The sequence below is a fragment of the Exiguobacterium sp. s39 genome (assembly GCF_018618925.1).
Taxonomy (GTDB): Bacteria; Bacillota; Bacilli; order Exiguobacteriales; family Exiguobacteriaceae; genus Exiguobacterium_A; species Exiguobacterium_A abrahamii.
Genome location: NZ_JACSNA010000001.1, coordinates 955031 through 980753, shown reverse-complemented (window position 1 = coordinate 980753; position 25723 = coordinate 955031). Strand labels below are relative to the sequence as shown.

At 49.5% G+C, this 25723-nt stretch carries 32 protein-coding genes and 1 pseudogene; 23 read left to right on the top strand and 10 right to left on the bottom strand.

The window, feature by feature from the left end; genetic code table 11:
- Nucleotides 1-10 precede the first annotated feature (10 nt).
- Nucleotides 11-682 carry a response regulator transcription factor gene (locus KNQ11_RS05225; protein WP_214770210.1) on the top strand — a complete coding sequence of 224 codons (672 nt, stop codon included), beginning with the start codon at nt 11-13 and terminating at the stop codon, nt 680-682.
- On the top strand, nt 679-1992 hold the full coding sequence (locus KNQ11_RS05220) for a HAMP domain-containing sensor histidine kinase (RefSeq protein WP_214770207.1): 1314 nt from the start codon (nt 679-681) through the stop codon (nt 1990-1992). The genes KNQ11_RS05225 and KNQ11_RS05220 overlap by 4 nt, the downstream gene beginning before the upstream one ends.
- Before the next feature lie 67 nt (nt 1993-2059).
- On the opposite strand, the gene KNQ11_RS05215 is transcribed toward KNQ11_RS05220, so the two are convergent.
- The 4 genes from KNQ11_RS05215 to KNQ11_RS05200 form a co-directional block, all read right to left on the bottom strand.
- Nucleotides 2060-2866: a phosphotransferase gene (locus KNQ11_RS05215; RefSeq protein ID WP_214770204.1), complete on the bottom strand. Its 807-nt coding sequence runs from the start codon at nt 2864-2866 to the stop codon at nt 2060-2062.
- 164 nt (nt 2867-3030) lie between these two features.
- Nucleotides 3031-3591 carry an ATP-binding protein gene (locus KNQ11_RS05210; RefSeq protein WP_214770201.1) on the bottom strand — a complete coding sequence of 187 codons (561 nt, stop codon included), beginning with the start codon at nt 3589-3591 and terminating at the stop codon, nt 3031-3033.
- On the bottom strand, nt 3588-3998 hold the full coding sequence (locus tag KNQ11_RS05205; protein WP_214770199.1) for a group-specific protein: 411 nt from the start codon (nt 3996-3998) through the stop codon (nt 3588-3590). Before KNQ11_RS05205 ends, KNQ11_RS05210 begins: the two co-directional genes overlap by 4 nt.
- A complete protein-coding gene (locus tag KNQ11_RS05200) occupies nt 3995-5014 on the bottom strand; it encodes a serine hydrolase domain-containing protein (RefSeq protein ID WP_353049811.1) in 1020 nt (339 codons plus the stop codon). The genes KNQ11_RS05205 and KNQ11_RS05200 overlap by 4 nt, the downstream gene beginning before the upstream one ends.
- 144 nt (nt 5015-5158) lie before the next feature.
- Here KNQ11_RS05200 and KNQ11_RS05195 point away from each other — a divergent pair, with 144 nt between their 5' ends.
- The 3 genes from KNQ11_RS05195 to KNQ11_RS05185 are packed head-to-tail and all read left to right on the top strand — an operon-like array spanning nt 5159 to nt 6557.
- Nucleotides 5159-5653 carry a sigma-70 family RNA polymerase sigma factor gene (locus KNQ11_RS05195; protein ID WP_058713127.1) on the top strand — a complete coding sequence of 165 codons (495 nt, stop codon included), beginning with the start codon at nt 5159-5161 and terminating at the stop codon, nt 5651-5653.
- Entirely contained in the window at nt 5650-6105 is a 456-nt protein-coding gene (locus KNQ11_RS05190) for a hypothetical protein (RefSeq protein WP_149427404.1), read from the top strand. The genes KNQ11_RS05195 and KNQ11_RS05190 overlap by 4 nt, the downstream gene beginning before the upstream one ends.
- Nucleotides 6106-6119: 14 nt before the next feature.
- Nucleotides 6120-6557, top strand: a complete 438-nt coding sequence (locus tag KNQ11_RS05185) for a GNAT family N-acetyltransferase (protein ID WP_214770196.1) — start codon at nt 6120-6122, stop codon at nt 6555-6557.
- Here the strand turns inward: KNQ11_RS05185 and KNQ11_RS05180 are convergent.
- The gene (locus KNQ11_RS05180) at nt 6549-6932 is read right to left on the bottom strand and encodes a GNAT family N-acetyltransferase (protein WP_214770193.1); all 384 of its coding nucleotides are present in this window, start codon (nt 6930-6932) and stop codon (nt 6549-6551) included. The genes KNQ11_RS05185 and KNQ11_RS05180 overlap by 9 nt on opposite strands.
- Nucleotides 6929-7594 carry an HAD family hydrolase gene (locus KNQ11_RS05175; protein WP_214770191.1) on the bottom strand — a complete coding sequence of 222 codons (666 nt, stop codon included), beginning with the start codon at nt 7592-7594 and terminating at the stop codon, nt 6929-6931. The genes KNQ11_RS05180 and KNQ11_RS05175 overlap by 4 nt, the downstream gene beginning before the upstream one ends.
- 39 nt (nt 7595-7633) lie before the next feature.
- Here KNQ11_RS05175 and KNQ11_RS05170 point away from each other — a divergent pair, with 39 nt between their 5' ends.
- Nucleotides 7634-8479 carry an alpha/beta fold hydrolase gene (locus KNQ11_RS05170; RefSeq protein WP_214770188.1) on the top strand — a complete coding sequence of 282 codons (846 nt, stop codon included), beginning with the start codon at nt 7634-7636 and terminating at the stop codon, nt 8477-8479.
- Nucleotides 8476-9165 (top strand): alpha/beta fold hydrolase, encoded by a 690-nt coding sequence (locus KNQ11_RS05165; RefSeq protein WP_214770185.1) that lies wholly within the window; start codon nt 8476-8478, stop codon nt 9163-9165. The genes KNQ11_RS05170 and KNQ11_RS05165 overlap by 4 nt, the downstream gene beginning before the upstream one ends.
- Here the strand turns inward: KNQ11_RS05165 and KNQ11_RS05160 are convergent.
- Together KNQ11_RS05160 and KNQ11_RS05155 are read right to left on the bottom strand one after the other, a co-directional pair.
- Nucleotides 9127-9990 carry a sensor domain-containing diguanylate cyclase gene (locus KNQ11_RS05160; RefSeq protein WP_214770182.1) on the bottom strand — a complete coding sequence of 288 codons (864 nt, stop codon included), beginning with the start codon at nt 9988-9990 and terminating at the stop codon, nt 9127-9129. The two genes, KNQ11_RS05165 and KNQ11_RS05160, sit on opposite strands and share 39 nt — an antisense overlap.
- Before the next feature lie 137 nt (nt 9991-10127).
- The gene (locus tag KNQ11_RS05155) at nt 10128-10646 is read right to left on the bottom strand and encodes a DUF4256 domain-containing protein (protein WP_214745859.1); all 519 of its coding nucleotides are present in this window, start codon (nt 10644-10646) and stop codon (nt 10128-10130) included.
- 197 nt (nt 10647-10843) lie between these two features.
- On the opposite strand from KNQ11_RS05155, the gene KNQ11_RS05150 reads away from it, so the two are divergent.
- The 3 genes from KNQ11_RS05150 (at nt 10844) to KNQ11_RS05140 (ending at nt 13064) form a co-directional block, all read left to right on the top strand.
- Nucleotides 10844-11236 (top strand): hypothetical protein, encoded by a 393-nt coding sequence (locus tag KNQ11_RS05150; protein ID WP_064299842.1) that lies wholly within the window; start codon nt 10844-10846, stop codon nt 11234-11236.
- Nucleotides 11237-11343: 107 nt separating this feature from the next.
- Nucleotides 11344-12033, top strand: coding sequence for an ABC transporter ATP-binding protein (locus KNQ11_RS05145; RefSeq protein ID WP_023468376.1), 690 nt, complete (start codon nt 11344-11346; stop codon nt 12031-12033).
- 62 nt (nt 12034-12095) lie between these two features.
- On the top strand, nt 12096-13064 hold the full coding sequence (locus KNQ11_RS05140) for an LLM class flavin-dependent oxidoreductase (protein ID WP_214770179.1): 969 nt from the start codon (nt 12096-12098) through the stop codon (nt 13062-13064).
- Nucleotides 13065-13145: 81 nt separating this feature from the next.
- Here KNQ11_RS05140 and KNQ11_RS05135 read toward each other — a convergent pair whose 3' ends face one another.
- A complete protein-coding gene (locus KNQ11_RS05135; RefSeq protein ID WP_023468374.1) occupies nt 13146-13874 on the bottom strand; it encodes an SDR family oxidoreductase in 729 nt (242 codons plus the stop codon).
- An 85-nt stretch (nt 13875-13959) separates the two neighbouring features.
- Between KNQ11_RS05135 and KNQ11_RS05130 the strand changes: the two genes are divergently transcribed.
- From KNQ11_RS05130 to KNQ11_RS05075, 12 genes and pseudogenes are all read left to right on the top strand, one after another.
- Nucleotides 13960-14358, top strand: coding sequence for a hypothetical protein (locus KNQ11_RS05130; RefSeq protein WP_214770176.1), 399 nt, complete (start codon nt 13960-13962; stop codon nt 14356-14358).
- Between the two features lie 330 nt (nt 14359-14688).
- Nucleotides 14689-15231 (top strand): alkaline shock response membrane anchor protein AmaP, encoded by a 543-nt coding sequence (amaP, locus tag KNQ11_RS05125; protein WP_064299846.1) that lies wholly within the window; start codon nt 14689-14691, stop codon nt 15229-15231.
- A 15-nt stretch (nt 15232-15246) separates the two neighbouring features.
- The gene (locus KNQ11_RS05120; protein WP_035397250.1) at nt 15247-15453 is read left to right on the top strand and encodes a DUF2273 domain-containing protein; all 207 of its coding nucleotides are present in this window, start codon (nt 15247-15249) and stop codon (nt 15451-15453) included.
- Between the two features lie 42 nt (nt 15454-15495).
- Nucleotides 15496-15933, top strand: coding sequence for an Asp23/Gls24 family envelope stress response protein (locus KNQ11_RS05115; RefSeq protein ID WP_023468370.1), 438 nt, complete (start codon nt 15496-15498; stop codon nt 15931-15933).
- Between the two features lie 586 nt (nt 15934-16519).
- A pseudogene (locus KNQ11_RS05110) lies at nt 16520-17278 on the top strand (SDR family oxidoreductase).
- Nucleotides 17279-17394: 116 nt separating this feature from the next.
- A complete protein-coding gene (locus KNQ11_RS16895) occupies nt 17395-18309 on the top strand; it encodes a methyl-accepting chemotaxis protein (protein WP_285801330.1) in 915 nt (304 codons plus the stop codon).
- Nucleotides 18310-18471: 162 nt separating this feature from the next.
- Nucleotides 18472-19989, top strand: a complete 1518-nt coding sequence (gene nikA, locus KNQ11_RS05100; RefSeq protein WP_214770173.1) for a nickel ABC transporter substrate-binding protein — start codon at nt 18472-18474, stop codon at nt 19987-19989.
- Nucleotides 19989-20924: an ABC transporter permease gene (locus KNQ11_RS05095; protein ID WP_214770170.1), complete on the top strand. Its 936-nt coding sequence runs from the start codon at nt 19989-19991 to the stop codon at nt 20922-20924. The genes nikA and KNQ11_RS05095 overlap by 1 nt, the downstream gene beginning before the upstream one ends.
- A 203-nt stretch (nt 20925-21127) precedes the next feature.
- Nucleotides 21128-21748, top strand: a complete 621-nt coding sequence (locus KNQ11_RS05090; protein WP_214770168.1) for an ABC transporter permease — start codon at nt 21128-21130, stop codon at nt 21746-21748.
- Nucleotides 21696-22442: an ABC transporter ATP-binding protein gene (locus tag KNQ11_RS05085; RefSeq protein WP_064299852.1), complete on the top strand. Its 747-nt coding sequence runs from the start codon at nt 21696-21698 to the stop codon at nt 22440-22442. Before KNQ11_RS05090 ends, KNQ11_RS05085 begins: the two co-directional genes overlap by 53 nt.
- Nucleotides 22421-23158 (top strand): ABC transporter ATP-binding protein, encoded by a 738-nt coding sequence (locus KNQ11_RS05080; protein WP_251139633.1) that lies wholly within the window; start codon nt 22421-22423, stop codon nt 23156-23158. Before KNQ11_RS05085 ends, KNQ11_RS05080 begins: the two co-directional genes overlap by 22 nt.
- Nucleotides 23152-24441, top strand: coding sequence for an MATE family efflux transporter (locus KNQ11_RS05075; RefSeq protein WP_214770162.1), 1290 nt, complete (start codon nt 23152-23154; stop codon nt 24439-24441). The genes KNQ11_RS05080 and KNQ11_RS05075 overlap by 7 nt, the downstream gene beginning before the upstream one ends.
- Nucleotides 24442-24481: 40 nt before the next feature.
- Here KNQ11_RS05075 and KNQ11_RS05070 read toward each other — a convergent pair whose 3' ends face one another.
- Nucleotides 24482-25081, bottom strand: a complete 600-nt coding sequence (locus KNQ11_RS05070) for a TetR/AcrR family transcriptional regulator (RefSeq protein ID WP_214770158.1) — start codon at nt 25079-25081, stop codon at nt 24482-24484.
- 108 nt (nt 25082-25189) lie between these two features.
- Here KNQ11_RS05070 and KNQ11_RS05065 point away from each other — a divergent pair, with 108 nt between their 5' ends.
- Nucleotides 25190-25717, top strand: a complete 528-nt coding sequence (locus KNQ11_RS05065; protein WP_214770155.1) for a hypothetical protein — start codon at nt 25190-25192, stop codon at nt 25715-25717.
- Nucleotides 25718-25723 lie beyond the last annotated feature (6 nt).

Below are 25723 nucleotides of genomic sequence, written 5' to 3'. Positions count from 1 at the left end.
GAGGAGGACGATGGTAACGATTTTGATTGCCGAAGATGACCGGAATGTCCGTCTACTATTAGGTGAGACACTCCGGTCCGCCGGCTTTACGGTGATTGAAGCGAGAGACGGAAAAGACGCCCTCGATCAACTCGATCAGAAACACGTCGACCTCGTCGTGACGGATGTGATGATGCCGCACGTTTCAGGGATTGAACTGGTTGAACTGCTGCGTGAATTCGGGTACGAACAACCTGTCTTGATGTTGACAGTGCTGGATTCCTTTCAGGATAAGGAATCCGGATTCACGACCGGTGCCGATGATTATATGGTCAAGCCAGTTGATTTGGACGAGCTCTTACTGCGGATCCGAGCGCTGTTACGCCGGTCAAAGATCGTAGCAGCACAAGAATTAATCGTTAATTCCCTGCAACTACGGATGACGGATGCGACGGTCGTAACGCCTCGTGGTGAGATACCGTTGCCACAGAAGGAGTTTCAACTGCTCTATCGCTTGTTGGCACATCCGAAGCAGATTTTTACACGTCAGCAGTTGATGGACGAGATTTGGGGATATGATGTCGAGACCGACAGTCGGACGGTCGATGTCCACATCAAGCGATTGCGTGACAAGTTCAGCACTTATGATGATTTTACGATCGAGACGGTCTGGGGACTCGGTTATAAAGGAGTGATCCAGTGAAGCGCTTCATCCGCTCGATCTCCGGTCGCTTTTTCGTCATCCTATTCGGTTTGTTGTTACTTCCACTGCTGTTACCTTTCATCATGACGGTCTGGTTCCAGTTCCAAGAAATCGATCAAGATCTGAATAATCAATTGCAACAACGAACGGATCAGATTGAACGATTGATGCAAGACCAAAACCTGTCGTTCGCTGAAGCGAGTCAATACATGGATCAGTCTTTGATTCAAACGACACAATACACGTCGCTCAATCAAGTACAGTCATTATCGGCGTCAGAACGTAACCAGTTACAGCAAAAGGGTGAGATCACGATCGATGGAACATGGATCGAACCGTCGCGATATATCCGTCAGATGGAGACAGGATATCTCGTTTCGACACCGATTGCCGGGCAACGGATCCTTGACGGATTACGAGCGTCAGCTGGGATCGGTATCGCAATCACGATCGGCGTCGCCTTCATCCTGACCTGGCTCGCCGTCACGCTCGTGACACGACGGATTCGTCGCATCAGTGAAGCGGCAATTGAAGTGACGAACGGGAACTATGATGTCTCGATCACGGAAGGCGGAAATGATGAGGTCGCGCTCCTCGTTGAAAACTTCAACCACATGACCGAAGCACTGCGACGAAACGACCATCTTGCAAAGGATCTCGTCGCCTCGATCTCGCATGAGCTGAAGACACCGATTGCTTCGATTCAAGGATTTTCTAGGTTGTTACAGACAGAAGAAAATCTGAATAAACGGCAGCAGTACTTGACGATCATGGAGCAAGAGAGCACCCGTCTATCACGCTTGACTTCGAATCTGGTCCGCTTGTCGCGGCTTGATCATCAGACGATCATCGAGCGGAAACGGTATCGCCTCGACGAACAACTTCGGACGAGTCTTTTGTTACTGGAACGACAATGGACGGAGAAATCACTTCGACTGGAGCTCGATTTACCGGAAGTGTCCGTCGAGTGGGAAGAGGAACTGATGCAGCACGTCTGGCTCAATCTGCTGGAGAACGCGATTCGTTATTCGCCAGAATCGGGAGTGTTAGAAGTGACTTTGCATGAAGGAAAGAACATTCGTGTCACGATTCGCGATGAAGGACCAGGAATCGCGGAACAGGACTTACCGTACGTTTTCGATCGCTTTTATCAGGGCGAACAGTCACGAGCGAATGAAGGACATGGTCTTGGTTTATCAATCGTTAAACGAATCATCGATTTACATGACGGTGAGTTGACGATTAAGAATCATCCAGATCAAGGAGCAATCGTGACCGTTATGTTGATGGCGCACGAGACGCGAGAATGAAGACAGACGAAAAGGAGCGTGAACTTACACGGTTTTATCGTGAAGTGTGACGCTCCTTTAGTATGTGTTAGCTTAAGTTATTTGCATTGGTAAACCACTTCTCCCCATGTTCCGCGATGAAACGGTATTCCGCGCGGTAATGTGTGTCGTGACCCTCTTCTTTCATCTTGATGAAGGCAGCATCACCTTCCGCAGCTCTTTGATCAATCAACAGATACAGGACTTCGATGCGCAACAATAACATGGATCGCAGTTCGGAACGCGGTCCTTCATAGCCATACGCATCAAGGAACCGACTCACTCGCTTGGCGAAACGTGTGTCATCTTGCTCCGGTGAATAAGCAAGAACGGATCCGTCAGGTGCTTGTCGTCTGCTGCTAAGCGGAACGAACGTATAGAGCGTGTAGACGATGTCCCAAGCACGTGGACCGGGTGCTGCGAGGTCAAAGTCAATCACGCCACTCAGTTTTTGATTCTGAAAAATCGTATTGTAGACGGCAAAATCGTTGTGGCAGATGACTTCGTGTGGAGTCGGTGTATTGAGCAACGGTGCCCAGTCCGGTGAGACGTCGAAGTCGACTGTCGCGTCATGATACTGGCGCATCAGATGCGCAACATCGTCTAATATGTCGTCATGCCACATGTATGCTTTTAGCGGATAATCGGCCGTTTCGCCAGGGAGGAAGGTCAGGATCTCTCGATTTTGTTCGTCGATGCCGACGAAACGCGGAACACCGGATAGACGTTTAGCTTCTAAGTGGCATAATAACCGTTGGACGTTGTTGCTGTTCTCCTTTTGTGAGCGATAGACATGCTCACCTTTTTGATAGACAGCAGAGACATTTCCACCAGTCAGTCGTTGTTCTTCAGACATGAGTGTTCCTTCTTTCTTTTGTAATCGGTTACATATTCGCTGGTCTTTTTGAATGCGTTTATGAAGAAGCGGGTGGTCATTGCTGCGAGACGGGAGGCGACGATCAAAATACCGAAAGAAGGTCGAATCTCATGCGGGTGCTTTACACGCGATTGTCATGTTCTTCAATCAGTCAACATCTCATCGAAAAGAGCATCAAGCGACGGATCCGTGACATGGTCGAGGAATGTGTCAACGTCTTCCGTCGAACGAAGACGAACGATTTTGTCCGCTTCACTGGAAACTGGCGGCTCGATTCGTTGCCGCTGATAGATGTCGTGGTACGACGAGTCGCCACGAATCTCTCGTCCATCGCGTTTGGAGTGAGTCAGTCGGTCTGCAATTGTCACTTCGGGTAAATCGAACCAGACGAGGATCGAGCGGAACGTCGAACGAGAGAATGGATCTAATAATTGTTTCCGACCAATCCGCGAGGTGTTGGCATTACATAAGATAATCGTCTCGACGGAAGACGTGATTGCCTGTTCGATCAACCATCCCGTCAAGTCATGTTTGATCTGATTCGGTCCTTCTGTTGGAACGAGGTCCGGATAATGTTCGAGCAAAAAGCGTGCTTGAAGATCCTGATCGATGACAAGGCTTGCTGGTAGACGTTGAGCAAGCTGTCGTGCGAACGTCGTTTTCCCGGCATGGGTCGGTCCAATCGTCAACAGGACGGTCCTCATGACGTCAGTTGTTCTTCCGGTAAGCGATCGGCGAGAATCTGCGCGAGCCAATCTTCTTTCGCTCCGAAGCAAGGGGTCGTCCGTCCGATATGATAAAACGTACTGGCCAATGGTCCGGTGAAGTAGGTCGCATCCGGCATGCATAAGTAAATCGGACGATTCGTCGCGAGCGCAATCCCGAGTTCGACGTGGCTACTTTTTCCTGCTGGTAACACGAGCACGAAGGCGTCCGCTTGTTGTACGGCTTCGAATTCAGCAAGACCAATCTTTCGTAATGCTTCGGGATCCTCTGCCCGATTGTTCATCGTCCAGTCATATGTTAAATCGTGTCCACGCAAGCGGAGTTCATCGCGGAGCCAGCGGACGGTCAACGTGTGATCAAAGCGAGAAGCGATATAAAGGTTCATGTATGGATTCCTTTCTCAAGTAAAAGTTGTTCGATAGCCTGAACGAGCGTGTAGGCTCCGTCAGACGTATTCGATAAGACGGTGACGATCGTTTCCGATTGTGGATAATAGGCGGAATGAAAGCTGACACCCGGGTCGTAACCCATGATGTGCCACTTCTCGTGCAAGGCATCGAGTCGTTTTAGCCAGACGCCGTAACCATAAGACGCAACATCGTTGACTTTGACGTGGGGATGAAACAGTTGTGCGGTCATCGATTCAGACAGCAACTGATGCGTCAGAAGACTTCGCCAGAAACGTTCCATATCTGATGCTGTGAGGAAGGCGCCGCCATCTGGTCCGCCAATGATCGGTAACGCATAGTGGTTCGTTCGCCACGTACCGTCTTTATTCTCGATATGACCGGTGGCTGTATCTGCCGGTAGGGAGTCGAGTCGGAAGTAACCAGACTGTGTCATTTGCGCACGAGCGAATAATTCGTTCGTCACGTAATCCGCGAAGGCTTGTTTCGTCAATTGTTCGATCACGAGACCGAGCAGGATGTATCCCGCATTGTTGTATTGAAAACGTTCGCCCGCAGTGAACTGTCTTTTTTGGCCCTGAAACAACGGTAAAAAATCGATGGGACGACGCAAACGGTACATCGGGAAATCTTGAAAAACCTCCTCGAAATCGGTCATCGTCGCTTCGTCAAAATAATCACCGATGCCTGACGTATGGGTTAACAGATGATGCACGGTCACACCGTCTAGATCGATTCCTATGTCCGGTAGAATCGTCGCGACGCGTTCGTCGAGTGTAACCTTTCCTACCTCGACTAATCGCAAGATGGCGACCGCCGTGAAGAGTTTCGCACCTGAGGCAATTCCGAATCGTGTCATTTCTTTATTCAATACACGGTAGCCCCGATGCGCGAATCCGTCAGCATGACTAAAGATTTGTTCACCTTGCTGGTGAATGGAGACTGCCCCTTCGAGATGCGTAAGCTCCGGTAAAGCAATGAGTTTCTTGTACACGTTCATCACCCTCTCTGCTTCCCATCCTATCGAATTCATTCATGCAAGAAAAGGGAATTATAAGAAAAATTTGAAAAAAATGAAACTTTTTAATCGTGTCGCGTATCTAATAGGGGAGTGATTGTAAAAAAGGAGGATGCCGATGTGTTTCGAAAGTCAGGTGCAGCATTATCCGACGCTGCTTTTGAAGCAGCTTTATTCGCAGAAGAAGACTATGTGTACCGTATTTCCTTCATTTATCTGAAAGAGGAGGCGGCAGCGCTTGAGAATGTCCAAGAGGTCGCGTACCGGGCATGGCGTGGGCGAAAGAGTTTACGGGATGCTTCGTATTTTAAGACGTGGTTGACGCGCATCACGATGAATTGCGCTTTCCAGCAACATCGAGCGTCGTTTCAGCCGCTCGCGATCGAACCCAGTCAAACGACGTCGTTTGAAGAGCGTCTCGTCGATCGCTTGTACTTGGACGATTTACTGGATGTCCTCGAGCCGACCGAGCGATCAATCGTCTACTTCCGGTATGAAGAAGATTTGTCATTGCAAGAGATTGCGCAAACCTTCAATGTGCCACTGAGTACGATCAAAAGCACGTTGTACCGCGCACTCGAGAAAGTACGACGACAGAAGGGGATGAGTCTATGAATCACGAGCCAAAAATCTTGATCGACGTACCGTCATCCGTCAGGCAACGGACAATGCAAGGTATCCGCAAAGCGAAACGGCGCCGGCGCTCGTTACAAGCTGCTTGTCTCGCTGCCGGTCTGACAATCATCGGCTTTAGTTCCTTGCATGAGACCGTTCCCGAGCAATCGTCGCAATCGATGGTGGTCGGCATGTATTATGATGAACAGTTGTACACGGTAGCAAAAAAAATCACGAATTCAGACTGGCAACAGCTGAGAGGGAAACGACTTGGCGTCACGGATGATGTTTTGACAGATACGAAACTAGAACAGGACACATCTGATTTTGCGTCGAACCTCGATGCGTTTACCGTCTATCAAGTCAAGGACGATCCGGTATCTGAGCACGTGCTGGTCGTCGGTGAGGAAGAAGGTCGGGAACGGGTGATGATTCTGTCGCCCACACGATAAGGAGGTAGAGAAATATGAACATCCGGTCTTGGACAACAGACGATCTACCGCAATTGGTCGGATTGATGACGCAACTTGGTTATCCGGCAAGAGAGGACGTCTTACACGAACGATTTTCGCGGGTCACCCGTCATCCGGATTATGACTTGCTTGTGCTAGAAGACGACGACATCCTTCTCGGCTGCGTCGGTCTGTTTCAGGCGCAAGCGTTCGAGCATGATACGACCTATGTCCGAATCGTCGCGTTCGTCGTCAACGCAAAACATCGTCGGCGGGGAATTGGTCGCCACTTGATCCAAGTAGCGGAAGACTGGGCGCACGAAAGAGGAGCAACTGCCGTCTTGCTGAACAGTGGTAATCGACCAGAACGCGAAGCAGCCCATCACTTTTATAACGCGATGGGCTACAGCGTAACGAGCACGAGTTATTCGAAGTCGTTGGCTTCATCGTAATTTACGGAAACCATGGAAAGCACGAAATTCTTGTTGTTCATAAAAGGAAGCAGATTGACGGGTTGCCAGGAGATCGATCCGCGTCGGATTGGTGAGTTGCAAGTGATCGAGTAACTGTTGTCCGTACCCACGCTTGCGTGCGTTTCGGCTGACGAGGAGCTCACAGACGAACGTCGTCACTGAACCGTCCGTTAAAGCGCGGACATAGGCAAGGATTTCTCCGTCAGACTCAAGGACGAAAGCGGCATTCGCATTCATCCACGCGTTGCGGGTCCGCTCTTGATCAGCAACGAGATCCTGCCACCCTTCTAATGCGTTCAATCGATGAATCTGCTCAAAATCGTCAGGTTGGAAACGGCGAATCTGTTCCGTCATGGCTGGTTCTCCTTTCGTATCAGGTCTTGGAGTGGAGCAGGTAACTGGCGCCAGTCCGAAAATTGGGTGTCGGTCAATGGAACATCGCCTGTGCGCTTCCAAATCGCCTGCATGCCGAGGGCGCGTGCCGGTAAGATGTCGTGGTCGTAATTGTCGCCGACATAAAGGACTTCGTCCGGGCGAACACCTAAACGGTCCGTTAAGCGCAAGAAAAATATCGGAACCGGTTTACGGACGCCTTCTTGTTCCGAAATCCCAATCTGCGTAAAGGAGGGAGACAGTCCGATGGCGTCACAGACGGCACGTTGGAACGTCGTCCGACCGTTCGACAGTAAGCCGATGGGTAGCTCAGGCGGTAATTGCGCAAAAAAGGTGTCGACTCCCGGAAAGCTCCGGGCGAAGATCGGGTAACGCGTCATGTAGTCATGTAGCAGTACTTCAACAGAAAGCGACAATTCGAAGCGACGAATCATTTCGGCATAGACGACGTCCTTCCAGACCCGACCGTCTTGATCAAGCAATAAGAACGTCGTGATGTAGTCGTCGATCGGAACATGCGCAACTTCACTAAAACGTTGATGCTGATCCCGAAGGAAACAGGGAAGAGAACCGGACCGGTCATGTAACGTCTCGTCTAAATCAAACAATAAAGCACGAATCAAGGTAAACACCATCTTTCAAAGTATAGAGGAGTGATTATAATGGAACGAATTATGCAACATCAGGGAAAACAAGTGACGTATTATGATGACGGTTCGACAGGTCGACCGTTGTTACTCCTACCCTCGCTCGGTGGGACGTATCAGGACTGGGCGGACATTCTGACTAAACTGACACCGGACTACCGCGTCGTCAGCTTTCATCCGCACGAATGGTCGAATGATTACATCGACGGGACGACTGGCATCTTACGCCAAATCGACCAGTTCCTTAACGTGATAGATATCACGACTCCAGTCACACTCGTCGGTCATTCCTATGGTGGACTCGTCGCTCAAGCTTTTGCTTTACATCATCCAGAACGCGTCGCCGGTCTCGTCCTCGTGGATGCGACGTCCATTGATTTAGCAGAACTCGATCAGCTTGATACACCAGTGCTCGACCGAGAAGGGGATGACGCTGTCTGGATCGATCGGTTCGAAGAACTATCAAAAGCAACTGATTTACGTGACCGTTTCCCGGACGGGGATGACCGCACGGATTGGAACCCGGCGTATTACCGGTCGATGCATGCGATCATCTCGCAGTGGAAAGCTGATGCGAAAGATCTTCAACCACGCATGCGCGATCTCGGTGTTCCGTTGACCGTTCTTGGACGGGACAAAGCGCAGTCAATCGAGACGATGATTGCTGCTGGTTTTCCAAAAGACGAACTGGAGCGGATGGAAGAGAAATGGCAGGAATTGATTCAGCGACAGGCGAATCTATCCTATCAGGCGAACGTGACGTTCGTTCCGGGAACATCGCACCTGATGCATCGCGATCGTCCGGACGTCATCGCAAACGCGATATTGACACTACATCAATTTAAGGAGTTTACCGTATGACACGTATGTACGTATTGCATGGTTTAATGGGGACGGCAGCAACACACTTTGCACCACAGCTATCCGCTTTAGCGGATGATTTTACGTTCATTCCGATTGATCTGCCTGGTCACGGAATGACGACGCAGCCGGCAACGGAGGATTACTTATCACAAGCAACACGTGCCATCCGCGAACGGATGGCACAGGAAGGTCCAGGATGGATTCTCGGGTTGTCGCTCGGCGCGACGCTTGCGATGAAACTGGCGCTCGACCCACCGGACGAACTCGAAGGTGTATGTATCACGGGTTTTTCACCATTCATTCCTAAAGCGATGGAACCGCTGATGCGCGAACAACGGGAGTTTTTCCTTAACCTCGAACAGCAGGCACCGGAGATTGCCGACCAATTCGAGCAGTTGCATGGTCCTGCCTGGAAAACGACGGCGCGGGCAGTTCTGGATTTGATGACGTTCCGTTTCCCGGCACTGACGGAAACGATGCTGCAGTCGATCACCTTGCCGGTCATCATCCTAAATGGAACGAATGAAACATACGAAGTCGACGCAACCGCGTTCGTTGCGGAACATGTGCCAAACGTCATCGTCTTACCAGTCGAGGGAGCGGGGCATACAGCGAATCTCGATCAACCGGAACGCTTTAACACCTTATTGCTTCAAGCGCATCAATCCATGCTGACGACTTAAGCGTTCGTTTATCTTCTCTTGATACATCTGTTCATCTGCCTCATGCAGGACGTCGTCGACACGGCGTCCTGTTGTTGTATGAACGGCACCGATTGCGAGCCCGATTTCGTGCGTCGCGAACGTCGAGCGAACGTGTTCGACGAATCCCTCAAACGTCTCAATCGACGGACTCTCATCAATCAAGACGAATTCATCGCCACCGATCCGGTAGCCATGATCTGTCAAGCGGCGGATGCAAAGTCCAGTTTGTTCAAGCAAGGCATCACCGACCGCGTGACCGAACCGATCGTTGAGTTCTTTTAGTTCATTCAAGTCAAGCAGAATCAACCCATAAGTCGTCTTATCTTGATCGAGCGTGCGGACAGCCTCGTTGAAGGCATGGCGATTACCAAGACGTGTCAAAGCATCGATCCGGTATTGATCAAGCAATGCCTGTTGTGATTTCAACTGCTCGTCAATGTTACGGATCACCCCTTGGATGGCAACGATCTGTCCATTTTCACGAATTGGTGTCGCATATTCTTCGAACCAGATGTACGTTCCGTCATTCGTCCGCCAGCGTTGCCGAAACGGCTGATCGTAGTCACAGTCGCCCGAAATCTTCGACATCAAGACTTCGATGTCTTCCGGATGAATCCGCGCGAAACACTCGTCTGGATCCATGTAGCTGGCTGCTGCCACGCCTTTCCCCATATGGTCATCGAGGGAAGGACTGATATAACGAAACCGATATTCCGGCTGCACCTCGAACACGTAGAAGATATCTTTACACAATGCGATCGTATCCGGCTGTTGCTGGCGGAATAACCGGAAACTGATCAACATGAGAAGACCACCCACAATCAATCCCAATACAAATATGACGTCCACCTCCTCTATTCATCGACCATCATATCATAATTGGGTTTTATTACCTATAATTTACAAAAAACACTCTACTTTAATCGTAGAGTGTTTTTGGATTAGTCTAGCTCAATGCAGACACGAAATCCTCGGCTCGCATAATAGGAATCCGCCCCGTTGTGATAGATGAACGTCGTCTGATAACGACGATCTCCGAATAAAGCGCCACCTTTTTGACGAATCACGTCCGGCGTCGCAAGCCAACTGGAGGTTTTTTCGTCAAACGAAAACTGCGTCTGCAGTGTTTGATACTGTTCAGGTGTTAAGAGGTGCACCTCTAGCGCCTCAATCATCGACTCGACACTTGCGACAGGCGCATTTTTCTTTCGACCAAGCCGAGCGGATTCGTCCAAACAGACACTTCGACGACCAGACGGACTCTCTTTGACAGTGTCGACGATGACGAATCGTCCATCAAGGGTTACGACATTCGGCTCTCCGCCTGTCTGTTCCATCCAAGCGAGGGCTGCTTGTTTCGAAGACGTCAGTCGTGACTCGACCTCGTCATACGAAAGACCCTCGTGGCGATCAGGAGTAGCTTCAAAACGATCACGAAAATTCGTGAATTGGTCCTCCATCGGTAAAACCTCACTTTCCTAGTCCATTTTTTCCATTATTCAATGAATCCGCTTCCAGTGCAATCGTTTAGTGACTGAATAAGTCAATCTGAAGACAATTGACAAATGAAATCGGACTGCCTACACTAATTGTACATATTCGGTTTCTGTCGCGATTGCGCGAACAGGAACGACATTCAGGAGAGGAGCCCAACCGTATGCGCTGGATCAGTTATGCGGCTGTTGTGACGATTCTTTCGTTCTTAGCGTTCACAGCGTATTCGTTCTTGACGACGATCGACTTTGAGATCGTCTATCAGTTCGGAACGTTTGCGATGACGTTATCCTATTTTATCTTTGGTTTACCAATGTTGTGGATTGTTCGCCACTATCCGTTAACCCTTCGTCTACTCATCTACGTGACGACGAGTGCTGTCGTCTTATTTCTATTCATCGGTCTATATGAAGCGTGGCATGATGCATCGCTGTCTCCGCTACCACCAACCGGAAGCATGATTCAGTTCACGGCTCTTGCCTGTCTATTATTCGTTTTACCGTATGAGATCGTCTATCGTAAAAATTTCGTTTCCATTCAACCACGTGTTTCTTGACAGTATTCTTGTTCCTCAAGAGTGCTGTTTTTTATTTCCTTTCATTTAGAAGGAATTCCCAATAAATTCTTGAATTATACGTTATCACGAATTTTGGAGGGTTACATATGGAAGGAACATTTCAATGCAAACAGATGGGAAAATCATTTTCGGGAGACGGTGTCGAAACACATGCGTTACAAGACATCGAAGTGACGCTTGAAGCAGGTGACTTCATCTCAATCATCGGTCCATCAGGTTCTGGAAAGTCGACGTTACTCAGTCTAATCGGAACGCTTGATCGTCCGACGAGCGGGGAGTTGCATTACGACGGAAAACCAATCAACAAATTAAACAGCAAAGAACTATCCGACTTCCGGTTCGAGAACATCGGCTTCATCTTCCAGCAGTTTCATTTGATTCCGACGCTGACGGCGCTTGAGAATGTCATGGCGCCTTTGTTCGGTCGAAAAGTACCATATGATAAAAAAGAACGCGCCGAGCAGTTACTTGCACAAGTCGGTCTTGCTGATAAAGCAGGCAGTTTGCCGTCGCAACTTTCCGGTGGACAACAACAACGGGTCGCCGTTGCCCGAGCACTTGTTCATGAACCGAAATGGTTGCTTGCCGATGAGCCGACAGGGAACCTCGATACGGATACGGGAGAAATCATCTTCAATCTCTTACGGTCATTAAACGAAGAAAAAGGCTGCGGCGTCTTGTTCGTCACCCACGATCCGGCACTCGCCGAACGGGCGAACCGAACGATCGAGATGCGAGATGGCGTCATCATCGAAGATCGTCTCGTGCGTGTCTGAGCCTCGTTTTTGAACTCCGTTCCTCCACCCTTTACACTGAAAGGGTAGAGGAGGAATGCGTGATGCGACTAGGAATACTGGATCAAGTACCGTTACATGAGGGCGATACGGTCGAAGCGACGATGGAAGCGACGGAACGACTCGTCTTAGAAGCCGAGCGACTCGGTTACGAACGGTACTGGTTCGCCGAACATCATAATACGAACGGTTTGCTCAGTGCGGCACCGGAGTTGTTCATCGCCCGAATGGGTGCGAAGACGTCAAAAATCAAGCTTGGTTCAGGTGGCGTGTTGTTGCCGCAGTATCATCCGCTGAAAGTCGCCGAGAGCTTTGCGACGCTCGATGCCTTTTATCCGGGGCGGATCGAACTCGGGATCGGTAATTCGCCGGGCGGGAGCGAACGGACACGACTTGCGTTGACGGATGGAGAAGAAAACCGGGCAGCGGAGTTTAGTCGACTCGTCGATGAAACGGCGGGCTTCTTAACAGACAGTCTATCGAATCGACACCCATACCGGATTGTCAAGACGACACCACGTGACCGGAAACCGTCGCCGATCTCGATCTTGGGTCTGTCGCCACGTAGTGCGCGAATTGCAGCAGAACAAGATCGTGGTCTCGTTTTTGGTCACTTCATCAATCCGGATCGTTGGGAAGAGACGCTCTCGACATATCGCGAGGCAGGTGGGAAGAACGTCATCGTCTGTGTCTTCGTCATCTGTGCCCCGACACAAGAAGAGGCCGAACGGCTCGCTCGGACGCAAGATGCTTGGATTCAAGGCGTCCGACTCGGGAATTCGATCGTTCCGTCGTTTACGACGACAAAAGCAAAGGTCTGGAATGACGTTCAAGTAGAACGGATTCGTAAAGATCGCCGACGGACGATTGTCGGAACACCGGATGTCGTTGCGCAAGAGCTTGAGGCATTAGCAACCCGTTATCAAACGGATCAATTTTTACTGATTAACAATGCCTTTGATCAAGAAAAACGATTGCAGTCGTACCAGCTCATCGCGGAGCGACTACTCTAAACATAACAGGACCCCTCGTTAGCTGTTTGGCTAATGAGGGGTCCTGTCTACAAATCTACAAATCTACAAATCTACAAATAATTAACGTTGAGCCGTTGGACGAATCAAGATCTCGTTGATCGCAACATCCTCTGGTTCGTTAACGGCATAGGCGATGGCACGCGCAATCGCGCTCGCATCGATGGCTTTTAAGTCACCAATTCCTTGTTTGATCTCGTCATCCGAGATATGGTCCTTCAGTTCTGTATCGACCGCTCCCGGTGAGATGATCGTTGCACGGATGTGATTGTCAACGGATTCTTCCTTACGAAGACCTTCCGTGATGGCGCGAACGGCGAATTTCGTACCACTATAAACGGCGCTTGACGGCATGACTTCGTGACCTGCGACGGACGAGATGTTGATGACATGTCCGCTTTTTTGTTCGCGCATGTACGGCAAGACGGCTCCGATTCCGTGGAGAACACCTTTGATGTTGACGTCGACCATCGTATTCCATTCATCCTGTTGATTCTTGTGGAGGTGTGATAGTGGCATCAATCCAGCGTTATTGACGATGACATCAACTGAGCCGAACTTGTCTTTCGCAAGCTTAGCGAGTGCATCGACTTGCTCGCGATCCGTGACGTCCGTCACTTGATAGACGGCTTGACCACCTTCTGCTTCAACGGCTTTGACGAGTTCTTGCAAACGATCTTCCCGGCGTGCAGCAAGAACAAGTTTTGCCCCTTGTTTTGCAAGTTCTTTAGCGGTTGCTTCCCCAATCCCGCTTGATGCTCCTGTAATGATGACGACTTTATCCTGAATCATCTGAACTCCTCCTTTTGAATAACGTACTCCCTGAAAGGTATTGCCGCTTTTATTGATTTAAAAACATTTTGTAGGAGGTTGCCTCGTGAAACAACAAACGTTTATTGGTATAGTGCTGATTAGTTTAGGGTTACTCTTCTCGCTGGATCCTTTCCGCCATCAACCACCAGCACCTGACGTGACGATTGAAAATCGTGAAGCAAAGGTGTACTTAGGAACGTATACGTGGTCGGGAATTTTTTTAGGGGAGACGGCTGATACAAAGATCGGACCAGTTGAGCAAGTAGAAGATAAACAAGGTGAACGCGTTGCACCGGAAGAACAGATGTCGATTCTTTTTCGAAATGGTCCGCATCCAAAAACTGTTGCCGTTGAGTTATGGTCCGTTGCAAATGGAAAAAAGCTTAAAACGTTTCAGGACGTAGAAAATATCACTTTACCAACGACCCGTGGAAAATATGTCTATCAGATTAGAGCAGGGTGAGAAGAAGGAAACGGTTATTTTGCCATTCCGATTGAAGTAGAATGATCATTTTTCAAAAAACATATTGACGAAGTATACGGGAAATGATAAATGAATTAGATTGTTGACCTCTTTTTAGTTGAAAGAGGTCTTTTTTCGCTAAATATAGTAAATAATCCACTTATTTCGTTAATTATAGTCTGAATAATCAGAATATATGAACATTTTAACAAAAGTGTATTTAAATGTTTCGGGTTCGAATGAACGGGAATAAAAGCACCATACACATAATAGTTCATGTGTTGAATCACCTGGGTGAAAGAAGTTAACAATCGTAAAGGAGAGGTGCAGATGAATGGGTTCAATCGATTCTTACTCGTCATCATAGGCATACTCGGACTCGTCAGTGTCGGGCTGCTTGTGCTCGGTGTGTATGATGTTCCACGGCTCAGTTCATTGATTGAGCAGTGGCAGGATCAGCAATGGTATAGCTATACCGTTCTATCCATCGGAGGATTTTTAGCATTCGTATTCGTCATTCTATTATTCACAGGATTATTCAGCCGCTCGAAAGGTCAACGTCTGTTGATTCAAACGGGTGACGGAACGATCACGATTTCGAAGGAAACGATCGAACGGACGGCACTGGAGTCGATTCGTGGGGTTGGTGGCGTACGGACACCGCGTGTCCATGCCGATATCCATTCGAAAAAAGAGACGGTTGCTTTAAAAGTCGACTGCTCCGTCTTCGGACAAGAGGGACTGCCGACGATCGCGAAGGATATCCAAGAACGCGCTAAACAAGCCGTCGAATCCTTACTCGAGTTGCCGGTCACGAGTACGAAGGTCACAATCAGTGACACGAAAACAAAAACATCGGAACGTGTCGTCTAAGAGAGGAGAGGGAACATGAAGACAAGGGAAGCACTTTACCCGTATCGGTTCCGACTGATCGGAGGACTTGTCGGTCTAATCCTCGCCATCTTATTCTTGACGATTGGCTTTGGTCCGACAATTCTCATCGTTGCCTTCGCAGCGATCGGATTCTTGATTGGGAAGTGGCGCGATGGTGCGCTCGATATCGAAGGGTGGATTCAGTTCTTTCAACGGGACTGATTCATATATATCTAACTACACATTCAAAAGGAGAGATTTCAAATGGCAAACGAAGTAAACACAACAACTGAAAACGAAGTGGTACGCGAGAATAAATTGACGTTCGAAGATCAAGTCATCAAAAAAATCGCAGGGATTGCGTCGAATGAAGTGACAGGCATCTTGTCAATGAGTGGTGGATTCATGAGTGGACTGACGGATCGTCTCCGGAGTTCGGAAGACATTACGAAAGGAATCGGAGCAGAAGTCGGCGAACGCCAAGTCGCACTCGATTTGAAAGTCATCGTCGAATACGGTAAAAACATTCCGTCGATCTTCCAAGAGACGGTCGCTAAAATTAAAAAATCGATCAGTGACATGACAGGACTTGAAGTCGTCGAAGTCAACATGCACGTCGAGGACGTCATGACACGCGCTGAATTTGAAGCAAAAAATAAATCGAACAACGAACAAGAAGAAAAGAGCCGCGAACTGCAATAAGGAAGTCAAAAGATCCGACGAACTCGTCGGGTCTTTTTTTCATGTGTTCATAACATGACTTCCTCTCTAAAATAACGGTTGGATGGGTTACGATAGATATAAGAAAAGAATGATCATTATCTTAAGGAGGCATCGTATCTTTGAAACCAAACGATCCGTATTATATCTGTCCTGTGTGTGGATGCAATAAACTTGAAGATCCACCATATTATGAACACTTTGCGGGGAGTAACGAAATTTGTCCATGCTGTGGTTTCGAGTTCGGTGTAGATGATTTCGACTGCGTGGAAATAGACATGAAACAGTTGTCAGACGAAGAAATCATAAAACAAGCACACGAAATCTATCGACAAAACTGGATCAATCATCAATTTAGATTATTTGATCCGAGCAAGTTCCGAGAATCGGAGAAATCCGGAAACCGGCTCAACGTTGATGTCGCATTGAAACAATTGCAACGCATTAACTGCAGGACCTGACGAAAATCGTCGGGTCTTTTTTTCATGGAATCGACACGACGTTTGACTAAACTAGAGCCTTTTTCGGGAATAGATTAGTATCACGATAAACGAAAGGATGATTCATGATGCGACTAACAGGTAAAACGATCATCGTCACGGGAGCTGGCTCAGGAATGGGTGAAGCCATGGCCAAATTGTTTGCACAATAAGGCGCACGGATCGTCGCAGCGGACATTCGGTTGGAAACCGTTGAACGGGTCGTCTCTGACATCAAGGAAGCGGGTGGAGAAGCGATCGCTGTTGTAAGTGATATCGCCAAACCTAACGCAGCAACAGAACTCGTCCAACAAGCGCTTGAGGCTTACGGCAAACTGGACGTTCTCGTCAACAATGCTGGGATCATGGACGGAATGGAGGGAGTGGAAGACATCTCCAATGAACGCTGGGATCATGTTTTCGCCGTCAATACGACGGGAACGATGCGTCTGATGCGCGAAGCGGTCAAGCATTTCAAGGAAGTAAAAGGTGGTGTCATTCTGAATAACATCTCGATTGGCGGTCTGAACGGTGCCCGAGCAGGAGCAGCCTATACCGCTTCCAAACATGCCGTCATTGGTTTGACGAAGAATACCGCCTTCTTCTACGCCGGAGAGGGGATCCGGTGTAATGGGATCGCACCTGGAGCCGTCGAGACGAACATCGGACAATCGATGACGAACCTGAATGAATTCGGGATGGACCGCGCGATGCTTGGCATGGCACTCAATCCACGTACCGGTCAGCCGGATGAGATCGCAAAGTTGGCATTGTTCCTCGTGTCTGACGAGGCGAGTTTTATTAACGGGGCGATCGTCGTCGCCGATGGTGGATGGAGTGCGTATTAAAAATCGTATCTTATTTACTAGATTACAGTTTAAAATGGCAGGAACCTGTCGATATAAGGGATAATATGACAATAGGAGCATTATGACCTTGAGTTTGAATCCAGGGAGGAATCGGCATGTCGATGCAGGAACAAGCAGCACACGTCACCGACACACAAGTCATTCGAGCAATCGAGCAAAATCTGGCAATCATCCGCTTTGACGATCGACGGAAAGTCGCATATGTCAACGAGTTGTTTGCCCGGACGATGGGGTATGAAGTGGAAGAGCTAATCGGTAAATACCACCGTGATCTTTGCTTTCCAGCGTACGTCAACAGTCCGGATTATGAGTTGTTTTGGCGCAAATTGATGCAAGGAATTACGTATCAGGACAAGATTGAACGCTGGGCTGCTGATGGGCAACAGAAATGGCTCGAAGCGACCTATATGCCGATCTATTCGGATGACGGGCGCCGGGTCGTCGGTGTCTCAAAAATTGCATCGGACATTACGATTCGCCAACAGGACGTCTTACGGATGGCGGCTGAACTCAACGAGACATCCGCGTTCTTGACGGTCAAATCGGAGAGTGGTCGTCAGGATGGTCTGAACGTGCTGGCGACCGTCCAACAAGTCGAGGCGGAATCCGTCGAGAATCTGTCGAGCCTTGTTGCCTTACGAAAGGATGCGAACTCGATCACCGACGTCGTGAAGACGATCCGTGATATTGCAGCGCAGACGAATCTGCTCGCCTTGAATGCGGCAATCGAGGCGGCACGTGCAGGTGAACATGGGCGCGGATTCGATGTCGTCGCGACCGAAGTCCGAAACCTGTCGAACAAAGTGTCGCATTCAATCGGAGAAATCAAGGACAACATTGAAGGGATTGTAGAACGAATCGAAGACGTTTCGCACAGCATCGAGCGGATTTCGTCTAAGGTCAAGGACAGTACGGGTCAACTCGAGCATACGGTCAGTGAGTTCGATCAATTGGCTGATTCAGCGAAACAACTCGAGCGTCAGGCAAAACAATTCGTCGACGTCTTATAAGAAATACACCGCTACCGAATCACACGAGCTGTTCGCTTGTAGTTGATTCGGTATTTTTTTGATGGCGAATTCAATATAGAGAAATAGAAAAGACGCTTGTTAAATCGGAATCGTTACGATATGATGTAAAACGTAATTATTCCGAATTAAAGGTGGAGAACAATGTCTACATATAAAACTGCGAGCCTCATCGGCAGTGTCTTCCTCGGTTTGACACTTGCCGGTTGTGCTGCTTCTGATAAGCCACAAGAGCAAAACCATTTGACGTTTGTCTATAACTTCGCGACACAATCGCTCGATCCGCATCGGGACAGCAGTTATGTTCCGCTTCGCGCAGGGGTGACGGAGACGCTCGTCCGTCTTGATGACGAACGATTGACGGTCGAGCCGTGGCTTGCGAAAAAATGGTCCTACGAAGGAAAGCGAACATGGCGGATCTTCTTACAGGAAGACGTGACGTTCCATAATGGGAAACAACTTGATGCGGCAGCCGTCAAATCGTCTCTCGAACGCTCAATCGACGAAAATCCAGGTGTCAAGAATGCCTTGAATATCGAGACGATCAAAACGGACGGACCCGATCTGCTCATTCAAACGAAGACGACATATCCAGAGTTCATCTCGGAACTCGTCAATCCGAACACAGCAATCATTGACACGAAAGCGAGCGGGGTGACGAAGGAACCGATGGGAACCGGTCCGTTCCAAGTCGAGCGGTTCGCTCCGGGAACAAAAGTCGAGTTAAAACGTTTCAAGTCCTATTGGCAAGAACAAGCGAAACTTGATTCCGTTGATTTTGTCTTCAACGAAGATGCTGGCGCACGGACGAACGCTTTGCGTGCCGGACAGGCGGACATCGTCTATCGACCGGAAATCGAGAGTGTCAAGCAGTTGAAGTCTGAAGGGTTGACAGTCCAAGCGACGGATACGTTCCGTGTCCATCAGTTGACAATGAATGTCGCGAACGGTCCGATGCAATCGCTTGAAGTCCGACAGGCAATGGATGCTTTGATCAATCGAAAGCAACTCGTCGATCACGTCCTCCAAGGATATGCGGTGCCAGCACGTGGTCCATTCCTATCGTCATTCCCATTTGCTCCGAACTATCCGCAACAAGAGCAGAAGACGCCTGAGGAATGGCTCAAACAAGCTGGTTATACGAAGCAAGATGGACGGATGCAAAAGGACGGTCGTCCTTTAAAGCTGACGTTATTGACGTATGCGGCTCGACCAGACCTGCCGTTGATCGCTCAAGTCATTCAAGATGACGCGAAAAAGATTGGTGTCGCGATCACGATTAAACAGATCGATGTCCCAGAAGAATACATGGCAAGTAACCGGGACTGGGATATCGCGACGTACAGCAATCTGACAGCTCCGCGTGGGGATGCTGGATATTATTTGAACGCGACCTATCATCCGAACGGGGGACTGAACTTCAGTCGTGTCGCGGATCCGAAGTTGACGAAACAGATCGAGACGTTAAATGAAACGATTCAGATCGAGGAGCGTTCACGGCTTGCGGAGCAAATCGCGCGATATGTCGACGAGAAACGCTACAATAGCTTCTTGCTCCATCCTTCAACACTCGTCGCCTATGACAGCAAACGCGTCAAAGGATGGAAAACGGAAAAGAGTGAATACTACATGATCACGAACACGTTGCAGGTGACCGATTGATGCGTTCGATCGTCAAACGACTGCTATCGCTGAGTCTATTCACTCTACTCATCACGTTCAGTTGTTTTGTCTTGTTACGGTTACTGCCGGGTGATCCGGTCTTGACGTTATTGAATATCGATGAATTATCAGCAACGCCCGAACAAATCGAGGCCGCGCGCCGTGAATTAGGATACGATCAGCCGATGCTCGTCCAGTACGTCCGTTGGCTGCAAGACATATTTACCTTACATCTCGGAAACTCGTTACAGACGGGACGACCGGTCATTGAGATGTTGTTAGAGAGTTATCTCGTGACAGCGGAGCTGGCACTTGGCGGTCTTACGATCGCTTTATTAATCGCCTTACCCCTAGGAATCGGTAGCGCCTTGACGACGCGCCGAAGCGTCGTCCGTCTCGCGCACCTTGTCAGCATGAGCGGAGCGGCCGTGCCTGGTTTTTGGATCGGTCTGTTGCTCGTCGATCTGTTTGCCGTCCGTCTCGGATGGTTACCTGTGATGGGACGGGAAGGGATGACGTCACTCGTCCTCCCGGCTCTATCGCTCGGCTTTCCACTTGCGAGCGTCTATATTCCATTGATTCGACTGAATCTACGCCGTGAACTGAACCAACCGTACATCGAGTTGGCACGGATGCGTGGGATATCCGAGCGAACGATCCTTTGGCGTTATGCGTTACGCGGCAGTGTGCCACCGGTCCTGTCCGTATTCGGTCTGACGCTCGGCAGTCTTGCCGGGGGTGTCGTCGTCCTCGAAGTCCTGTTCGCGTATCCAGGTGTCGGAAAATTAATGGTCGATGCGATTTTGCAACGCGATTACCCACTGATCCAAGGGTACATCTTGCTGACGACAGGCATCATTCTTGTCCTGCATCAAGGTATCCGGTCGCTAAACCGGGCGTTACGACCAGATTGGCAGAAGGGAACACATACATGAAAAAAAGATGGTTTATTTTCAGGGGATGTCTCCTACTATTTATTTCATATACCGTATATATTAATCCGTTTAATACAAACATAGCAAAAAGACTTGAGCCCGCTTCATTTGAACATTGGCTCGGAACAGACGGTTTAGGACGAGATTTCGCAGCTCGTCTTTTTTTAGCTAGTTTGATATCCTTAGGTTTCAGCCTACTTACTGTGTTGCTCACAGCGTGCATCGGTACCTGCCTTGGTTGTCTAGCTGGCTTTTATGATGGACGTCTCAAGCGGTGGATTCATCGGTTAGAAGATGGTCTCGTGATTTTTCCAGACACCGTTCTAGCACTCGTTATTGCCGGACTATTTGGTGCTAGTCCTCAAAGTTTGATCTTTGCGATATTACTCATCAAATGGATTTCCTACGCGCGATTAAGTGAGACACTCGTGACCGAGACGATGCAAAAGCCATACATCAGCATGGCACGCATCAACGGGTTAACAGACAGGATGATCTTACGACGCCACATCCTTCCGACTATCATTCGGCAAGTCGTCGTGTTAATGAGTTTGGATGTCGGCAAAGTCATCTTATTCTTATCGGCGTTCTCTTATATCGGGCTTGGCGTCCAAGCACCACTGCCAGAGTGGGGAGCGATGTTGAACGAAGGACGTCCTTATTTCAGTTCGGCACCCCGGCTCATGCTTTTGCCAGGTGCGTGCATCGTCTTGACCGTCGTCGCGACGATGGGATGGACGCGGTGGATGAAGAAAAAAGGAGGACACGTAAATGATTCAGATTCGGAGCTTACACGTTCGGGCGAAACACGTCCTTCTGCATGACGTGAATCTATCGCTACCGGCTCACCAATTCATTTGTCTCGTCGGAGCGAGCGGGAGCGGTAAGACGCTCTTGCTGAAACGATTACTGGATCGATTGCCGGACGGGATGTCGTCGAAGGGAGAAGTCATCTCGGACGAACCCCTGCGACGTGGTCTCGATATCGGTTACATACCGCAGCAGTATACCGATGCGTTTCTTCCGTTTTTAACGATGCGTCAGATGTTACGGGATACATATCGCGCACATGGGCGCAAGATCAATCATCCTTATATCGATGACGTCTTGCGAACACTTGAGTTGGACCCGACCTGGTTGGACCGATATCCAGGAGAGTTGAGCGGTGGGCAATTGCAACGGTTTGCGATCCTGTTTGCCGTTGCCTTAAAACCACGGTTGATTTTAGCGGATGAATTAACGACGGCACTCGATCCCGTCTTGACACGTCGTTTACTCGACTGGTTGACCGAATACCAACACCAGTACGGGGCAACGATTTTGTTCGTCACCCACGAATTAGGACCTGCCTTACATTATGGGGAGCAACTCGTCTTAATGCAGGATGGACGAATCGTCGAGACGGGAACACCACAGATGATCGAGCAAAGTCGTCATCCGTTCACGATGAGCTTGATGCAAGCGCATCGTACATCACTGGAAGAAAGGAAGAGTTCATGTCACCAGTCTTATCCGTAACAGATCTTACTTATCAGATAAAGGGTCAGTCTATCTTGTCGAATATCTCATTTCACGTGACGAAAAAGGCGTCGATTGGCATCATCGGGGAGAGTGGGAGTGGCAAGACGACACTCGGACGATTGATTCTCGGTCTGCTCAAACCCACGCATGGTTTGATTTCCTTACATGAAAAGGCATTTCCGAGTGGGCACCGAAACGAGCGACGAGCTATTCAAGCCGTCTTTCAACATCCTCTCGCTTCCTTTAATCCAGAATGGACGGTGCGGGAATCGATTCTTGAACCGTTTCGTCGGCATCGTCCGATCTTGCGGCATTTCCCAGCGACGTCAGAAGAAAATCTCATTACAGCCCTCGCACTTGCTGTCGGGTTGGAGGAACGGTTATTCGATCGATTGCCCCATCAATTGAGTGGGGGACAAATTCAGCGTGCCGCGATCGCCCGCGCGATTTCGATTGAACCCGACATCATCGTGATGGATGAGCCGACGACCGGACTTGATGTCGTCTCTCGGACGCAGATCATCGAGCTACTGGAACGCCTGCAGCAGACACTCGGTGTCAGTCTTGTATTGATCTCGCACGATATTGATTTCATCCGGCGCCTCTGTTCGGAAATACTCGTCTTACGTGACGGTCGCGCTGTTGATTTGATTGATCGATTGGAATCAGGTGGTGCGTATACCCAACGATTCGTCGAGGCCGGAACATGGTGAACGCACAACCGACCCACAAAACGTACTGGTTACTCGCGTATCCGCTGATTCTCTCAAGTATTGCGACACCCTTGCTTGGTGTGACCGATACCATCGTCATCGGTCAATCCGGTGATCCGCGGGCGATCGGCGGCATCGCCGTCGGAGCCGTCTTCTTCAATACGATTTACTGGTTGTTCGGTTTCTTAAAAGTGAGTACGACAGGATTCAGTGCCCAAGCAAGCGGGGCGAATGACGTGCACGCCTTACGGACGTCCCTCTACCGACCGTTGTTTCTAGCAGCCTGCATCGGTCTACTTATCCTGTTGTTTCGACAGCCGCTCGAGCAAATCGGACTGTACTTACTTGCACCACCCGCTGACTTGCTAGACGCGGTCAAGACGTATATTTCATACCGGATGATTGGCGCACCGTTCGTGTTGATGGGTTATGCGTTACTCGGCTGGTTGATTGGTACCGGTCAGGTCAAGCACGCCTTGTTCGTCCAATTGTTTAGTACAGGAGTCAATGTCGTTCTCGATATCGGATTCGTCTACGGATTGGATGCCGGTGTTGCTGGAATCGCGGTTGCGACCGTCATCGCGGAGATCAGCATCGTCGTCTGTAGTCTGTACCTGATTCGTGGTCATTTATCGATGACGCGTGATGAATGGCGCGCCTTGACGGCATGGCACGCGTACCGTCAATTCTTTCAAGTCAATCGTGACTTGTTCATTCGTACGATTTTCCTTCTACTCGTCACCGGCTGGTTCACACGTGCTGGTGGACAATTCGGACCGGATGTCCTCGCAGCCAACGCGATCCTGCTACAAATCCAGTATCTGATTTCGTACTGGTTCGGTGGACTCGGTCATGCGTCAACGGTTCTCGTCGGTCGGGCGAGAGGGCATCAAGATCAGGCAGGATACCGGACGAGTGTCCGTTTGGCACGGACGTTTGGATTCTACTCGGTCGTCTTCTGGTCACTGGTGCTCCTCTTCCTTGAGACACCGCTCCTACAGTTGTTCACTTCAGAAGAGGCAATCCTAGACGCAGCGCGCGATTATTACTTCTGGATCATCATCCTACCGCTCCTCGCCGGTTGGGCGATGATTTATGAAGGCATCTTTGCCGGACGGGTTGAAGCAACACCCGTCCGGAATTCGATGATTCAAGCAGGCATTGGTTTTGCGGTCGTCCTCCTGCTGACACCGACTTTTGGAAATCAGGGCGTCTGGGCAGCGTTTTTGACGTTCTTCTTGATTCGCTCCGTCTCGTTGATTCTCGTAGAAGCAAGACGATGAAAAACCCGCTGTTTCCCTCGCGCGCAAAGGGAACAGCGGGTTATTTGTCGTCGATCGCTAAAGGACGGACGAAGAGGGCGTTCAAGTGATGGACGAGCACATGACGCAGGCGTTCTTTTGGTAATCGTTCTGGTCGAAACAGAGCATGAAAGGCTAACCCGTCAACGAGTGCTGCGAGCCGTTCACTCTCAAGCGCAATGTCTAAGCCCGCGCGAAGTGTACCGTCCGGAATCTGTGTCAACAGTACTTGAACCATATGGTAGATATCGTCCGGATTTTCCGCCGCTTGCGATGTATACGCGGACATCATGAATTGAAACCAGACCTGCATCTCGAGCTGATGCTCGGGTGCATAAGGTAAGACCTCAAGTAAGACGTCACATAACGTTTCTTCCGGGGTTCCTCCTTTCTCGAAAATGGTTGTGATGCGTGCTTGGACCCGTTCTTGGACGAGGTCCATCGAGAAGCGGAGCAACTCGTCCTGGGTCGTGAAGTAATACCGCAAGGCACCCAGCGAGAGTCCCGCTTCCTTGGCGATCGTCCGGACACTGGCTTGTTCAATACCGACTTGAGAAATCGTGCGCCACGTCGCTTCCGCGATGAGGCGTTTGCGTTCTTCGTGATTGACTTGTTTTGGCATACCTCGATTATATCATCTTTTTAGCACGAATGTATTAAAAAGACTAGTCAAGCTACAAAAGAGGTGTTATCTTTATGATACAGTCGTATTAAAAAGGAGAGGATTGATATGCAACTTGTCGCGTGGGCAATCGTCTGTTGTGAGATTCTATTTTGGGTATTCATCGTCGCTGGACTAATCGTGCGTTATGGATTCAGACGAGAGAAGCTTGGTTTTCGATTGATGGCGATGTCACCGGTGATTGATATCGTCTTACTGGTCTTAACGGTGTTTGACTTAAGTTGCGGCAGCACAGCGACGATCGCGCACGGACTTGCTGCGATCTATATCGGCGTCTCACTTGCCTTTGGGAAACAGATGATTGCCTGGGCGGACGGGATGTATCGCCGGTTCATCCTGAGAGAACAAGTATCACGGGAGCGCATTTCAAAGGCACGTAAAGAGCGAAACGGGTTCTATCGGCACGTGCTGGCATTTTTGATTGGTGGGACGTTACTCGGTGCGATGATTTTGTGGCTGGGAGATGCTGAGCAGACGGAGAGTCTCTTACGGACGTTACAACTGTGGGGGCTCGTCCTCGTGATCGATGGGATCATCTCGATGAGTTACACCGTCTTTCCGGCTCGATCCAAATAAAAAAAC

Coding starts and splice junctions, on each gene's coding strand:
- KNQ11_RS05095 (WP_214770170.1), top strand. CDS start 19,989: ATGCGTTCGATCGTCAAACGACTGCTATCGCTGAGTCTATTCACTCTA.
- KNQ11_RS05165 (WP_214770185.1), top strand. CDS start 8,476: ATGACACGTATGTACGTATTGCATGGTTTAATGGGGACGGCAGCAACA.
- KNQ11_RS05210 (WP_214770201.1), bottom strand. CDS start 3,591: ATGAGGACCGTCCTGTTGACGATTGGACCGACCCATGCCGGGAAAACG.
- KNQ11_RS05065 (WP_214770155.1), top strand. CDS start 25,190: ATGCAACTTGTCGCGTGGGCAATCGTCTGTTGTGAGATTCTATTTTGG.
- KNQ11_RS05115 (WP_023468370.1), top strand. CDS start 15,496: ATGGCAAACGAAGTAAACACAACAACTGAAAACGAAGTGGTACGCGAG.
- KNQ11_RS05085 (WP_064299852.1), top strand. CDS start 21,696: ATGATTCAGATTCGGAGCTTACACGTTCGGGCGAAACACGTCCTTCTG.
- nikA (WP_214770173.1), top strand. CDS start 18,472: ATGTCTACATATAAAACTGCGAGCCTCATCGGCAGTGTCTTCCTCGGT.
- KNQ11_RS05140 (WP_214770179.1), top strand. CDS start 12,096: ATGCGACTAGGAATACTGGATCAAGTACCGTTACATGAGGGCGATACG.
- KNQ11_RS05135 (WP_023468374.1), bottom strand. CDS start 13,874: ATGATTCAGGATAAAGTCGTCATCATTACAGGAGCATCAAGCGGGATT.
- KNQ11_RS05225 (WP_214770210.1), top strand. CDS start 11: ATGGTAACGATTTTGATTGCCGAAGATGACCGGAATGTCCGTCTACTA.
- KNQ11_RS16895 (WP_285801330.1), top strand. CDS start 17,395: ATGTCGATGCAGGAACAAGCAGCACACGTCACCGACACACAAGTCATT.
- KNQ11_RS05155 (WP_214745859.1), bottom strand. CDS start 10,646: ATGGAGGACCAATTCACGAATTTTCGTGATCGTTTTGAAGCTACTCCT.
- KNQ11_RS05180 (WP_214770193.1), bottom strand. CDS start 6,932: ATGACGGAACAGATTCGCCGTTTCCAACCTGACGATTTTGAGCAGATT.
- KNQ11_RS05190 (WP_149427404.1), top strand. CDS start 5,650: ATGAATCACGAGCCAAAAATCTTGATCGACGTACCGTCATCCGTCAGG.
- KNQ11_RS05145 (WP_023468376.1), top strand. CDS start 11,344: ATGGAAGGAACATTTCAATGCAAACAGATGGGAAAATCATTTTCGGGA.
- KNQ11_RS05170 (WP_214770188.1), top strand. CDS start 7,634: ATGGAACGAATTATGCAACATCAGGGAAAACAAGTGACGTATTATGAT.
- KNQ11_RS05150 (WP_064299842.1), top strand. CDS start 10,844: ATGCGCTGGATCAGTTATGCGGCTGTTGTGACGATTCTTTCGTTCTTA.
- KNQ11_RS05075 (WP_214770162.1), top strand. CDS start 23,152: ATGGTGAACGCACAACCGACCCACAAAACGTACTGGTTACTCGCGTAT.
- KNQ11_RS05120 (WP_035397250.1), top strand. CDS start 15,247: ATGAAGACAAGGGAAGCACTTTACCCGTATCGGTTCCGACTGATCGGA.
- KNQ11_RS05080 (WP_251139633.1), top strand. CDS start 22,421: ATGTCACCAGTCTTATCCGTAACAGATCTTACTTATCAGATAAAGGGT.
- KNQ11_RS05070 (WP_214770158.1), bottom strand. CDS start 25,081: ATGCCAAAACAAGTCAATCACGAAGAACGCAAACGCCTCATCGCGGAA.
- amaP (WP_064299846.1), top strand. CDS start 14,689: ATGAATGGGTTCAATCGATTCTTACTCGTCATCATAGGCATACTCGGA.
- KNQ11_RS05160 (WP_214770182.1), bottom strand. CDS start 9,990: ATGTTGATCAGTTTCCGGTTATTCCGCCAGCAACAGCCGGATACGATC.
- KNQ11_RS05205 (WP_214770199.1), bottom strand. CDS start 3,998: ATGAACCTTTATATCGCTTCTCGCTTTGATCACACGTTGACCGTCCGC.
- KNQ11_RS05185 (WP_214770196.1), top strand. CDS start 6,120: ATGAACATCCGGTCTTGGACAACAGACGATCTACCGCAATTGGTCGGA.
- KNQ11_RS05215 (WP_214770204.1), bottom strand. CDS start 2,866: ATGTCTGAAGAACAACGACTGACTGGTGGAAATGTCTCTGCTGTCTAT.